This is a genomic window from Streptomyces sp. NBC_01707, assembly GCF_041438805.1.
Classification (GTDB): domain Bacteria; phylum Actinomycetota; class Actinomycetes; order Streptomycetales; family Streptomycetaceae; genus Streptomyces.
In genome coordinates this window covers 2005390-2018037 of sequence record NZ_CP109190.1, presented here as the reverse complement: position 1 = coordinate 2018037, position 12648 = coordinate 2005390, and the positions used below count along the sequence as shown (strand labels likewise).

General features: G+C 69.3%; 10 protein-coding genes. 8 read left to right on the top strand and 2 right to left on the bottom strand.

What is annotated here, in order from left to right; genetic code table 11:
• Positions 1–71 precede the first annotated feature (71 nt).
• The 4 genes from OG963_RS09225 to OG963_RS09210 are packed head-to-tail and all read left to right on the top strand — an operon-like array spanning position 72 to position 6342.
• On the top strand, positions 72–932 hold the full coding sequence (locus OG963_RS09225; RefSeq protein WP_093769971.1) for a carbohydrate ABC transporter permease: 861 nt from the start codon (positions 72–74) through the stop codon (positions 930–932).
• A gap of 54 nt (positions 933–986) precedes the next feature.
• On the top strand, positions 987–2660 hold the full coding sequence (locus OG963_RS09220; protein WP_093769972.1) for an extracellular solute-binding protein: 1674 nt from the start codon (positions 987–989) through the stop codon (positions 2658–2660).
• Positions 2660–4135, top strand: a complete 1476-nt coding sequence (locus OG963_RS09215) for a M1 family metallopeptidase (RefSeq protein WP_371798744.1) — start codon at positions 2660–2662, stop codon at positions 4133–4135. Before OG963_RS09220 ends, OG963_RS09215 begins: the two co-directional genes overlap by 1 nt.
• Positions 4132–6342, top strand: coding sequence for a right-handed parallel beta-helix repeat-containing protein (locus OG963_RS09210; RefSeq protein ID WP_371798743.1), 2211 nt, complete (start codon positions 4132–4134; stop codon positions 6340–6342). Before OG963_RS09215 ends, OG963_RS09210 begins: the two co-directional genes overlap by 4 nt.
• Before the next feature lie 137 nt (positions 6343–6479).
• On the opposite strand, the gene OG963_RS09205 is transcribed toward OG963_RS09210, so the two are convergent.
• Positions 6480–7520: a LacI family DNA-binding transcriptional regulator gene (locus OG963_RS09205; protein ID WP_093769975.1), complete on the bottom strand. Its 1041-nt coding sequence runs from the start codon at positions 7518–7520 to the stop codon at positions 6480–6482.
• Positions 7521–7775: 255 nt separating this feature from the next.
• Between OG963_RS09205 and OG963_RS09200 the strand changes: the two genes are divergently transcribed.
• Genes OG963_RS09200 through OG963_RS09190 form a run of 3 tightly spaced genes read left to right on the top strand, consistent with a single transcriptional unit; the run spans position 7776 to position 10549 of the window.
• Positions 7776–8639 (top strand): ABC transporter permease, encoded by an 864-nt coding sequence (locus OG963_RS09200; protein WP_093769976.1) that lies wholly within the window; start codon positions 7776–7778, stop codon positions 8637–8639.
• 51 nt (positions 8640–8690) lie between these two features.
• The gene (locus OG963_RS09195; protein ID WP_093769977.1) at positions 8691–9710 is read left to right on the top strand and encodes an ABC transporter substrate-binding protein; all 1020 of its coding nucleotides are present in this window, start codon (positions 8691–8693) and stop codon (positions 9708–9710) included.
• On the top strand, positions 9707–10549 hold the full coding sequence (locus OG963_RS09190) for an ABC transporter ATP-binding protein (RefSeq protein WP_093769978.1): 843 nt from the start codon (positions 9707–9709) through the stop codon (positions 10547–10549). Before OG963_RS09195 ends, OG963_RS09190 begins: the two co-directional genes overlap by 4 nt.
• Positions 10550–10811: 262 nt before the next feature.
• On the opposite strand, the gene OG963_RS09185 is transcribed toward OG963_RS09190, so the two are convergent.
• A complete protein-coding gene (locus tag OG963_RS09185; RefSeq protein WP_093929266.1) occupies positions 10812–11537 on the bottom strand; it encodes a TetR/AcrR family transcriptional regulator in 726 nt (241 codons plus the stop codon).
• A gap of 130 nt (positions 11538–11667) precedes the next feature.
• Here OG963_RS09185 and OG963_RS09180 point away from each other — a divergent pair, with 130 nt between their 5' ends.
• On the top strand, positions 11668–12615 hold the full coding sequence (locus tag OG963_RS09180; RefSeq protein WP_362276172.1) for an NAD-dependent epimerase/dehydratase family protein: 948 nt from the start codon (positions 11668–11670) through the stop codon (positions 12613–12615).
• The last annotated feature ends 33 nt before the right edge of the window (positions 12616–12648 follow it).

The window sequence follows — 12648 nt, the reverse complement described above, 5'->3', positions numbered from 1 at the left end:
CCACGGCACCGGCGAAGAGGGCCCCCCGTACTCCCCGCTCCAGGAAGCAGTCCGACGGCCGGCCGCCGTGGATGGAGAAGCCGACCCGCATCGGCCAGGCCGCCAAGGCCCTCGCGGTCGTCGTGGTGGTCGCCGCCGTCGCCTATCCACTGCTCGGAGTCATCGGCACCAGCTTCGCCTCGCAGTCCGACATCATCCGAAGCTCCGGGCTTGTCCTGTGGCCCGACCACCCCACCACCGACGCCTACCGCACCATCTTCACCGGCGGAGTCGTCACCCGGGCGCTCGTCGTCAGCCTCGGCATCACGGTGTTCGGCACGCTCGCCAGCCTGCTCGTCACCGTCGGCATGGCGTACGGTCTCTCCCGCCGAGATGTCACAGGATCCCGCTTCATCCTGATGACCGCGCTGTTCACCATGCTGTTCAACGCGGGCATCATCCCCAACTTCCTGCTGGTCAAGGGCCTCGGTCTGTACGACACCTACGCGGCGCTCGTCATGCCCACCCTGGTCAGCGCGTTCAACCTGGTCGTACTGCGGTCGTTCTTCATGAACCTGCCCGAGGAGCTGTACGACGCGGCCAAGGTCGACGGCGCCGGCGACTTCCGCATCCTCGTACGGATCGTCCTGCCGCTCTCCAAGGCCGTCCTCGCCGTCATCAGCCTCTTCTACGCGGTGACGTACTGGAACGCCTTCTTCAACTCACTGCTGTACCTCAACGACTCCGACAAGTGGCCGCTGCCCATGGTGCTCCGCACCTACGTCCTCCAGGGGCAGAGCCTGAACGCCGCATCGGCCGGTGAGGTGCTCGCCCCGCAGCAGGCCGTACAGATGGCCGTCCTGGTGATCGCCGTCGTACCGATCCTCTGCGTCTACCCGTTCCTCCAGCGCTACTTCACCAAGGGCGTGCTCACCGGCGCCATCAAGGGCTGACCGTCACCCCGCCACCCCCCGGTCCTCCGTCCCTCTCTCGCAAGGAGATTCCAGGTGTCGAGCTCCACCCCCATCAACCGCAGATCGCTGTTCCGCATGGGTGCGGGCATCGGCCTCGGTCTGGCCGCCGCCCCGCTGCTCGCCGCCTGCGGCGACGGCGGCACGACCGCCAAGGCGGAGGCCAAGAGCGCCTCACTGCTGCCGAACACCGCGGTGCGCAACATCGGTCTCGAGGCCGACCTCCAGGGCACCGCCGCCGGAGTCCCGCAGGGCTTCTTCAGCTACCCGGCCAAGCCACTGCGGGCCACCAAGGGCACTCCACTGGCGGGCGCGAAGCCGATCAGCGCGACGATGGAGACGTTCTCCCCGCCGCCGCCCGCGCGCGGGAAGAACGCCGCCTGGCAGCAGATCGAGAAACTCCTCGGCGGCCAGGTGGACATCACCGCCGTCCCGGCCGACGACTACGGCACCAAGTTCTCCACCATGGTCGCCAGCGACAGCCTGCCGGATCTCTTCATGTACCCGGAGTCCGGAGGTGTCGACAACAAGGCAGCCTTCCTCCAGGCCAAGTGCGCCGACCTGACACCGTTCCTCGCCGGGGACAAAGTCAAGGACTACCCGAACCTGGCCGCGATCCCGAAGGGCGCCTGGCAGGCCGCCGTCTTCGGCGGGAAGCTGTACGGTCTGCCGATCGCCCGCACAGGCACCGGCGGCGCGGGCTTCTACCGTCACGACCTGTTCGAGGAGATCGGTGTCAGCAACCTCGACCAGATCACCGACCTCGACAGGTTCGTCGAGCTGTGCAAGGAGCTGACCCGCCCGAAGAAGGACCAGTACGCGATCATCGCAGGCATCACGAGCGTGCTCGCGATGTCGGCGGGCGCCCCGTTCTCCTGGCGGCTGGACGCCACGACCGGCAAGTTCATCTCCGATCTGGAGACGCCGGAGTTCCGCAAGGCCGTGGAGACCGCCCGCGAGCTGTACAAGGCGGGCTGCTTCTACCCCGGCACCCTCCAGATGTCCGGGGCGCAGAAGGCCCAGTACACGGACATGTTCAAGAACGGCAAGGGCGCGTACGTCTACGACGGAATGCCGAGCTACCTCGCGCCCGGCGTCGGCTATGTCGCCGCAATGAAGGCGATCGACAAGAAGTACGACCCGCGCCCCTTCGTCCCGGTCGGCAAGGACGCCATCGCCTGGATGGACAACATCGCCCTGCAGAACACGCACATCAAGAAGGCCTCCGACGACCGCGTCGAGCAGATCCTCGCACTTGCCGACTTCGCCGCCTCGCCGTTCGGCAGCGAGGAGTACACGCTGATCAACTACGGCGTCGAGGGGGCCGACTTCACCCGCGACGACAAGGGGAACCCGGCCCTCACCAAGCAGGGCACCCAGGACGTCACCGTGCCGTGGAAGTTCGCGGCCTCGGCCGTCCCCGCGATCTTCAGTGCCGACTCCGAGGAAGGCGTGCGCCACGTCCACGACGCGTTCACCAAGATGATCCCGATGATGGTGCCGGACCCGACCCTTCAGTACTCCTCGCCCACCTGGGACTCGAAGGGGTCCGGCAGCCTCTACACGCTGAAGCAGGACGGGCTGAAGGACATCATCGCCGGCCGCAAGCCCCTGTCCGCCTACGACCAGCTGGTCAAGGACTACCTGGCCAAGGGCGGCGAGCAGGCCCGTGGCGAATTCGAAGAGGCCGTCCAGAAGGGCAAGAAGTGATGACCGCTTCCACCAGCAGACGATCCGCACTCCGGCTCGGCGCCGCGGCTGTGGCGGCGGCCGTCGCCGTACCCGTCCTCGGCTCGCCGGCCAGTGCCCGAAGCCACGGCTTCGACCCGGCCCCCGGCTCCGACGGCGTCGGCGACCCGCTCTTCCCGACCCTCGGCAACGGCGGCTACCAGGTCGTCCACTACGACCTGACCTTCGACTTCACCCCGGTGACCTACGACTTCACCGCCGTGGTGAAGATCGACGCGAAGGCGACCCAGGATCTGTCCGCCTTCAACCTGGACACCGACGGCCACACCATCGACTCCGTCGACGTCGGGGGCCGCACCGCGGAATGGGCGTTGTCGGCGGGCAAGAGCGGCCAGGAACTCACCGTCACCCCCGGCCGACCGCTGCACCGCGGGCAGGCGTTCACCGTCGAGATCCGTTACCACGGCAACGGAAAGGCACCCCGACTCGGCCTCACCGGCTGGAAGTTCGGCACCGACGGCGGCTTCGCCTCGGCCGCCCAGTCCTCCCGCGCCGACACCTTCCTGCCCTGCAACGACACCCCGTCCGACAAGGCCACCTGGACCTTCCACGTCAGCGCGCCGCAGGGCTACGTCGCCACGGCCAACGGCGAACTGCTCGACAGGACCCCGCGAGCCGACGGCTCCACCGTCTGGCACTTCGCCCTGCGCGAGCGGATGGCGACCGAACTCATCGGCATCGCCGTCGTCAAGGGCACCTACCTGTACGGCACCAGCCACCGCGGACTGCCGCTGCGACACATCGTCCCGCAGGGTCAGGAGGACAAGTACGGCCCGATCGTCGCCCGTACCGCCGACCATCTGGCCTGGCTGGAGGCGAAGTTCGGCCGCTACCCGTTCTCCGTGTACGGCCTCCACATCTACGACGGATACACCGACGCCCTGGAGAACCAGACCCTTTCCCTCTTCTCCACCAACTGGTTCAAGCTCAACGCCAACGGCCAACCGGGCTACGAGACGACCATGGTCCACGAGCTGACCCACCAGTGGTTCGGCGACTCGGTCACCCCCGACAACTGGCAGCAGGCCTGGCTCAACGAGGGCCCCGCCGTCTACTACGCCGGGCTGTACGGCGAGGAGCGCGGCTGGTCGGTCTTCGCGGACAAGATGAAGGCCACGTACGAGAAGCTCGACGCGATCCGAGCCGCGGACGGCCCGCCCGGACTGCCCAAGGCGCTCGGCGGAACCAACATCTACGACGGCGGCGCGCTCGTCCTGTACGCCCTGAGTCGGCAGATCGGTCGGCGGACGTTCGACAAGGTCATGCGGGAGTGGGTGAAGCGCTTCAAGGACTCCACCTACACCAGCGAGGAGTTCATCGCCCACACCGTCGAGGTCACCGGCGATCCGTCCCTCGACGCGTTCCTGCGCGACTGGCTCTTCGGAGCGCTGAACCCGCCCATGCCGGGCCACCCCGACTGGAAGGCCGCCGCATGAACCGTCGGATGAACGTCATACGGAGAACCGCCGCCGCCGTCACCGCCGCGGCCCTGGCCGCCCTCGTCGCAGCCCCGACCGCGGCGGCATCCGGCGCCCGCACCCTGTACGCGATACCCGACGGCCACGGCACCACCTGTACGGTCGTGCGCCCGTGCTCCCTGGAAGGCGCCCGCGACCGCGCCCGCACCGAGACCGGCCGTGACATCCGCGTCCTGCTCGAAGACGGTACGTACCACCTCGACGCACCCCTGCGGCTCGGCGCCGAGGACTCCGGGACGGACGGACACACCGTCACCTGGACCGCCGCACCCGGGGCCCGGCCCGTCCTGTCCGGCGGCCGGGCCATAGCCGGCTGGAAGCAGAACACCGACGGCACGTGGACCGCCGGTGTCGCCGCCGGAGTCACCCCGCGTCAGCTCTTCGTCGACGGCAGGCGCGCCGTCCGTGCCCGTGGCCAGGCGTGCGCGGCGAGCGTCTGCGACGCCACCAGGACCGGTATGACCGGGGCGAAGGCCACCGGCATCGCCGACTGGCAGCGGCCCACCGACGCCGAAGCCGTCATCCGGGTCCGCTGGCGCAACTACCACTGCCGGATCGCCGGCGTCAGCGGCGACCTGCTCACCTTCGACCAGCCCTGCTGGACCAACTCCGCGAGCGGCACCAACCGCACCGGACCCGCCTGGGACACCACAACGGTCGACTCCACCCGCTACAGCGGCGTCGCCTTCTTCGAGAACGCCCCCGAACTGCGCGACCAGCCGGGGGAGTTCGTCTGGGACTCCGAGGAACGCACCGTCACCTACCTGCCGCGCAAGGGCGAGAACATGAACCGCGCGCAGGCCCTCACTCCGCACACCGAACAGCTGCTCGTCGTCGACGGAGCCCACGACGTCGTCGTCAACGGGATCGGCTTCGCGTATGCGGCGTACCGCCGGCCCGACACCGAAGAGGGCTACGCGGGTATGCAGGCCGGTCTCACCCTGACCGGAGCCACCGGACCCGTGGACCATGCGGGCCGCTTCTACACCAAGCCGTCCGCCGCGGTCACCGTCCGCGGCGGACAGCACATCTCCATCGAGAACGCCCGGTTCAGCCACCTCGGCGGAGCGGGCGCGATACTCGAGGCAGGCACGAAGGACAGCTCCCTGACCCGCTCCGCATTCACCGACCTGTCGTCGGGGGCGGTCTACGTGGGCGACACCGAGCCGAAGCCCGACGCCTCGCTCGCGGGGGAGCGGAACACGATCGCGTACAACACGATCACCCGCTCCGGTGTCGAGTACACCGACTCGGTGGGAATCTGGGCCGGATACGAGGCCGAGCTGACCGTCGACCACAACAGCATCGACCACCTCCCGTACTCCGGCATCTCGGTCGGCTGGGGCTGGAACCAGCCCGAGGCTCAGCAGTCCGTACTGCGCGACAACAAGGTGACCGACAACCGGATCACGAACGTCATGGAGGTCGCACAGCAACAGCACGACGGCGGCGCGATCTACACCCAGGGCGCCCAGCCCGGCACGGTCCTGTCCGGCAACTACATCAACCGCTCAGCCTTCGGCAACACCGAGCGCGACGGCAACGGGATCTACCTCGACGAGCAGTCCTCGCACATCACCGTCCAGAACAACGTGATCACCCGTATCGGCTACAAGTGGGTCTCCAACTGGGCGGACTACGGCATCCAGAACACCGCCCGCGCCAACTGGACCGACACCGCCGCGCCCGCCCTCGCCGGGACGGGATCCGTCATGACGGACAACTGCACGGGCCTGGACAGGCTGCCGGCCGAAGCCCTCGCCGTCGCCGCACGGGCCGGCGCCCACGGCGGCCCGGTGGAGCAGCTGCGCACCGACCTCGCCCGCACGGGCACCGCCACCCAGTCCTCCACCGAGGGCACGGCGGGCGCCGGGCTCGCCCTCGACGCCGACACCAACACGGACACCCGCACGCTGTCCGAGGCGGGTGCCTGGTGGCAGGTCGACCTGGGCGCGACGAAGCACATCCGCCAGATCGAGATCTGGAACAACTCGTCGACGACGACCGCCGACTTCGACGTCATCACCGACGACGGCACGGTCCACGTGAGCGGCAAGGCACTGCGCCCGACGGTCCTCGACCTGGACAGCCGGACCCGCACGGTGAGGATCGCGGTGCCGGGAACGGGGCGGGTCGCCCTGTCCCAGGTCCTGATCCACCCGTAGGACTACGTCCTGACGCGATCGTGGTGGACGGCTGCGTCCTCAATCGCCGGCACAGTCAAGGCCGTCGATGCGGCCCTTCCCATGCCCTCAAGGCTATGGGGGTGATTGAGGACGCAGCGCGCTCCGGGTGCCATCGGTCACCGCACTCCCCCCGGCACCCCCGTACTGCCCCGCAGCACCACTTCCCCCTCCACCCGCACCACCCGCGCCCTGCGCACCGCCCTCGTGTCCCGCAACGCCAGTGCCATCACGCTCTCGCCCATCGATGTCAGCGGCAGCGCCACGGTGGTGAGCGGCGGCGACAGCTCCCGTACCAGCGGAATGTCGTCGAACCCGGCCAGCGACACATCCTCCGGCACCCGCAACCCCGCCTCGCGCAGAGCCGCCAACGCGCCGACCGCCATCACGTCGGTCACCGCGAACACGCACGTCGGCCGTGACCGGGACGGCGCCCGCCCCGCATCGAGCAGCAGCCGCCGGGCCGCCTCGTACCCGCCGTCACGGGTGAACGCCCCCTCCACCACCTGCCCGAGCCCGATGCCCGCCTCGGCGAGCCCTGCCCGGAACCCTGCCAGCCGGTCGGAGACCGTGGTCAGCGCGGCCGGCCCGGTGAGCACCGCGAACGTCCGATGCCCCAGGTCGACCAGCGCCCGGGCGAGCGCCGCGGCCCCCGCCCGGTTCTCCGGCTGCACGGTGTCCACCCGCAGGCTGCGGTGCCGGCTGATGACCGCCACCCGGCCGCCGACCCGGACGTACGGCTCCAGTTCGGCATCCATCGCACGCTCCCAGGCGCGGTCCTGGAAGCCCGAGCCGATCAGCAGGATCGCCCGGGCGTGCTGGGCCCGCAGCATGGAGACGTAGCTGATCTCCCGGGCCGGTTCACGGAACGTCGAGGCCAGCATCACGAGCAGCCCCTGTTCCGCCGCGGCCCGCATCACCCCACTGGAGATCGCGGCGAAGTACGGGTCACTGACGTCATGACAGATCACGCCCACCGTACGGTTGTTGGCGGCGCCGGCCAGTGCCTGCGCGTGGGCGTTGGGGATGTAGCCGAGCCGGTCGGCCGCCGCGCGCACCCGCTGCCGCAGATCGTCGCGGACCCGGGCCGTGCCGTTCAGTGCCCGTGAGGCGGTCGCCGGTGAGACCCCGGCTTCCCGGGCGACGGCGTCGAGCGTCACATGGGTCGCCGTCCCGACGTCGCGCCGGGACCCCGGAGGGTCCGGCGTCGCCCGCGTCACCGGTTGACTCAACTCGACTCCTAAGGGCGCGGTGGCGGCAGGGTCCCGAAACTTCGGGACGACCTATTGACCATGCGTGCAGGCAGTCATTAGCGTGGCGGCACCTTATCAGAAAGCGCTTTCTGAAAGCGCCTTCTCCGTCATCGCGAGATCGCACAGCTCTCCGTAACTGCCGCCGAAGCACAGGGAGTTCAAGTGAGCCAGAGCGCGTTGGCCAAAAGTCCCGCCGAAGTGGCGGGGGTTGCCCGGCGGTCCGCGCCGTCGGCAGCCGAGCGGTTCGCGCGGGCGGTCGAGCAGAGCTGGCGTCCGGTCGCGCTGCTGCTGGCATGCTTCGTCGCCTGGTGGGTGATCTCGGCGGCCGAGCTGGTGGAGTCCTACCTCGTACCGTCACCGGGGGCGACTCTCGATGTCCTCACGGGCAAGACGAGTTATCTCTGGCAGCACAGCTGGGTGACCACGTACGAGACGCTGCTCGGCTTCGTGATCGCGGTGGCCGTCGGCGTGGTGGCCGCAGTGATCATGGTGTACTCCTCGACCGTCGAGCGCACGCTCTACCCGATTCTGCTGTTCGCCCAGGTCGTACCGAAGATCGCCATCGCACCGCTGTTCGTGGTCTGGCTCGGCTTCGGCATCGCACCGAAGATCCTCATCGCCGTCCTGATCGCCTTCTTCCCCGTGGTGATCTCCATGGTCACCGGCCTCAAGGCGGTCGACCCGGAGATGCTCCAGCTGTCGGCGACGATGGGCGCCAAGCCCTGGCAGACCTTCCTCAAGATCCGCTTCCCGGCCTCCCTCCCACATCTCTTCTCCGGCCTCAAGGTCGCGGTCACGCTGGCTGTGACAGGGGCGGTCGTCGGCGAGTTCGTCGGTGCCAACGAGGGGCTGGGCTACGTGATCCTCCAGGCCAACGGCAACCTCGACACCCCGATGCTCTTCGCCGGGCTGCTCGTGATGTCCCTGATCGGTGTCGTCCTGTTCGTCGCTGTCGAGATCGCCGAGAAGCTCCTGCTGCCCTGGCACGCCAGCCGCCGGGACGCACCCGCCACCACCTCGTACTGAACGCCACCCACTGACTGCTGTCACGGACCCCGTCGCGAGAAGGGCCAGCCCATGCACCCGCGCAGACTCCTGATCGGTGTCGTACCTCTCGTTCTGCTGGCCACGGCCTGCGGCGGGAACGACGCGTCGACCACCACCAGTGACTCGGGCAAGAAGCTGGACAAGGTCACGCTGACGCTCAACTGGTATCCGTACGGCGAACACGCGCCGTTCTACTACGGCAAGCAGCAGAAGATCTTCGAGAAGCACGGCATCGATCTGACGATTCAGGCGGGCCAGGGCTCGCAGAAGACGGTGCAGGCGACCGCCGCGGGGCAGACCGACTTCGGCTGGGCCGACACCCCGGCGCTGCTGGCCGCGGTCGACCAGGGGGTGCGGGTCAAGAGCCTCGGCGTCTTCCTCCAGACCACGCCCGCGTCCGTGCAGTCCTTCGACGCCAAGGGCATCGGGTCACCCGCCGATCTCAAGGGGAAGACGATCGCGGGGACGGCCGGGGACGCACTCTCCAAGACGTTCCCGATCTTCCTCAAGAAGAACAACATCGACGAGTCGGACGTGAAGGTCCAGAACACCGACCCGGCGGGCAAGATCGCCGCAGTGATCTCGGGGAAGACCGACGGACTGCTCGGATACGCCAGCGACCAGGGCCCCACCATGCAGGACAAGGCCAAGAAGCCCGTCTCGTACCTCCGCTTCTCCGAGAACGGGCTGAACTTCTACTCGAACGGCCTGCTCGCCGGGCAGAAGCTCCTCGCCTCGAAGTCGGAGCTCGCTGGGCGCATGACGCAGGCGGTCAGCGAGGCGTGGGCCGCCGCGGAGAAGGCGCCCGGCCCCGCGGTTGCCGCGATGGACGGAGCGTCGGAGCAGCTGCCGCCGAAGAACGTGCTGGCGGAGCAGTTCAAGACGACGCTCACGCTGCTGCACACCTCGTCGACCGAGGGCAAGGCGCCCGGGGTCAACAACGAGGCGGACTGGCAGCAGACCATCGATGTCTTCGCCGAGGCCGGCATGGTCGCCCAACCGAAGGCCGTCGGGGAGTACTGGGACGCGAAGACAGCGCCGAAGGGATGACGATGCCCAAGCAGGAGGCGAAGCCCCTGGAGCGGGACCCGCTGTCCTCGGGCGGCCGCGGCGCCGTCACTCCGGCCGTAGGAGTGTCGGACGTCTCGGTGCGGTTCCGCGGCAAGAACCGCGATGTCACCGCCCTGCGCGAGGTTTCGCTCGATGTGGCGCCGGGCGAGTTCGTGGCCCTGGTCGGTCCGTCCGGATGCGGCAAGTCGACCCTGCTCAAGCTGGTCGCCGGGCTGCTGAAGCCGTCCACGGGTGAGGTCCGGCTCGGCGGTGAACAGGTCAAGGGCCCACGGCACGACATCGGTTACGTCTTCCAGCGCGCCGCCCTCCTCGAGTGGCGTTCCGCGCGCCGCAACATCCTGCTCCAGGCGGAGATCCGGAAGATGCCCGCGGCCCGGGCGCGCGAACGGGTCGACGCACTGATCCGCATGACCGGACTCGACGGCTTCGAGGACGCCTATCCGCACGAGTTGTCCGGTGGTATGCAGCAACGCGTGGCGCTGTGCCGGGCCTTGTTGCACGAGCCGCCCGTCCTGCTGATGGACGAGCCGTTCGGCGCGCTCGACGCCCTCACCCGCGAACAGATGAACATGGAGCTCAACCGCATCTGGCGGGAGACCGGCACCACAGTGCTGCTGGTCACCCACTCGATATCGGAGGCGGTCTATCTGGCCGACCGGGTGGTGGTGATGAGCCCACGGCCGGGCACCATCACCGAGATCATCGAGGTGGGGCTGGACGCGGAACGGGAGTACGGCGAGACGCTCGGCCGCCGGGAGTTCCGGGACGCGGCCGCCCATATCCGAGATCTCCTCGGGGCGGCGTCCGCGCACGACTGACCAGGGACGGGCCGGGGCGTCGACGCCCCGGCCTTCGTGTGAGGGCGCCTTCACCCGGGACCTTGTGCGACGGCGCCTTTGCCTCGGCCTTCGTGCGAGTGCGCCTTGGCCTCGGTCCGCGTGTCCAGGCGTCGACGCCCAGGTCCGCGTGCGGTTGTGCTGATGCCCAGGTACGCAGGCGCAGCCGCCATGACCTTGTAGGCAGCGCCCTGCGCCCCGGGTACGTGCGCAGGCGACCGTCCCCGTCCCGCGGGACCTGGCGTCATGCCAGCGTGAACGCGTTCGCCAGCATCTCGGTCTGCGCGGCCAGCAGCGTGTCGCCGCCGTGTCCCATGCCCGTGAAATGGCCGGCCGCCTCGAGCCCGACCGAGCCGTGCAGCTGCGCCCAGGCGAGCACGGCGCCGGCCAGAGCCTGCCCCGTCATCCCGGTGTCGCCGTCGGCGGCCGGCACATACTCGGCCACCCATCCGGCCACAGCCGAGTCCGACCCGGCCCACGCCGTCATCTGTTCCACCACGTCGGCCACCTCGGGTCCCGGGGACCCGTTGGCGAAGACCGGCAGGAACGGCCCGAGCACCGCCCGGGCCCGGTCCAGCGTGTCGGCCGGTGCGACATAGCCCGGCACCGGGGCGCCCTGGATCAGCAGGTAGCGGTGCGGCTCGGCGACCGCCCAGGCCCGGTAGGCCTCTGCGAGTGCGTGCAGGTGGGCGCGCGGGCCCTGTGAGGCGGCCGTGGAGCGGTCGGCCGCTGCTGCCATGGCCGCAGCGGCCTCGTCGTAAGCGTCTCTGATCAGTGCGTTCAGCAGATCGTCACGGCTGGCGAAGTAGCGGTAGAGCGCCGGGCCCGAGAGCCCCATGTCCTTGGCGATGCGGGTCAGCGCGAGCGCCGCGACACCCCCCTCGGCGAGTTGCCGGAGGGCGGCTTCCTTGATCTCCGACCGAGTCTGCTCCCGGTATCGGGCGCGCGGCCCCTGCTGGGCTTGGACCATTACCGGCCCCTTTCGCTAGTCAAGCTCACTTCTGTTACGCAGTCTAACAGCGCCGCTTGCTATGAGGCATAACAAAGGTTACTGTCCATAACAGCTGCAACGAGCAATCAGCGATGTAGAGGGGTACGCCATGACCGCAGTACGTCATCTCCAGGTAGTTCTCGGCGCAGGCCCGGCCGGCACCGCGCTCGCCCGTGAACTCGTCGGCCGCGGCCACCCGGTCCGGCTCGTCGACCGGGCAGGGAGCGGGCCGGCGATCGAAGGTGTCGAGCGGTTCGCCGCCGATGTGGCCACCGCGGACGGCGCCCGGGCCGCGGTCGAGGGCGCCGCGGTCGTCTACCACTGCGTCAACGTCGGCTACCACCTCCAGGTCGACGTCATGCCGCGGATCCAGGAGGCCGTCCTCGCCGCTGCGGAGGCGGTCGGCGCACGGCTCGTCGTACTCGACACGCTCTACCCGTACGGCGAGACGCACGGCGCCGTGATGACCGAGGACTCACCGTGGAACGCGACGACCCGCAAGGGCCGGATGCGCGCCGAACTCGACGCCCGCTATCTCGCGGCGCACTCCGAGGGGCGGCTCCGTGTCGTCCTCGGCCGGTCGGCCGACTTCGTCGGACCCGGCGTGCTCAACTCCACCCTCGGTGGCGCCGTCTTCCCGGCGGCACTGACCGGGGGAGCGGTGCCGGCCCTCGGCGACATCGACCTGCCGCACAGCTACACGTACATCGGCGATGTCGCCGCCGGACTCGCCACGCTCGGCGCGCACCCGGACAGCGACGGCCGCGTCTGGCACCTGCCCACCGCACCCGCCCTGAGCACCCGGCAGATCCTCACGATGATCGAGCAGCGCACCGGCCGCCCGCTCGACATCACCGTGGTCGACGAGCCGCGTCCGTTCGGGCCGTTCGACGAGGTCTTCATGACGGAGTACGCCGAGATGTTCTACCAGCACACCGAGCCGCAGATCGTCGACTCGTCGGCCATCGAGAAGGCCTATGGCCTCACTCCGAACCCGCTCCCGGCCACCTTGGACGAGACCCTCGCCTGGTACGAGCAGTTGCTCGCCGCCCACTGAGCACCGCAGCGGCCCCGGAGAATCGAACAACGC

What these genes read in the sequence shown, in the direction of transcription:
- OG963_RS09225 (WP_093769971.1), top strand. Translation starts at nt 72, where the DNA reads ATGGAGAAGCCGACCCGCATCGGCCAGGCCGCCAAGGCCCTCGCGGTC.
- OG963_RS09215 (WP_371798744.1), top strand. Translation starts at nt 2,660, where the DNA reads ATGACCGCTTCCACCAGCAGACGATCCGCACTCCGGCTCGGCGCCGCG.
- OG963_RS09210 (WP_371798743.1), top strand. Translation starts at nt 4,132, where the DNA reads ATGAACCGTCGGATGAACGTCATACGGAGAACCGCCGCCGCCGTCACC.
- OG963_RS09195 (WP_093769977.1), top strand. Translation starts at nt 8,691, where the DNA reads ATGCACCCGCGCAGACTCCTGATCGGTGTCGTACCTCTCGTTCTGCTG.
- OG963_RS09190 (WP_093769978.1), top strand. Translation starts at nt 9,707, where the DNA reads ATGACGATGCCCAAGCAGGAGGCGAAGCCCCTGGAGCGGGACCCGCTG.
- OG963_RS09185 (WP_093929266.1), bottom strand. Translation starts at nt 11,537, where the DNA reads ATGGTCCAAGCCCAGCAGGGGCCGCGCGCCCGATACCGGGAGCAGACT.
- OG963_RS09180 (WP_362276172.1), top strand. Translation starts at nt 11,668, where the DNA reads ATGACCGCAGTACGTCATCTCCAGGTAGTTCTCGGCGCAGGCCCGGCC.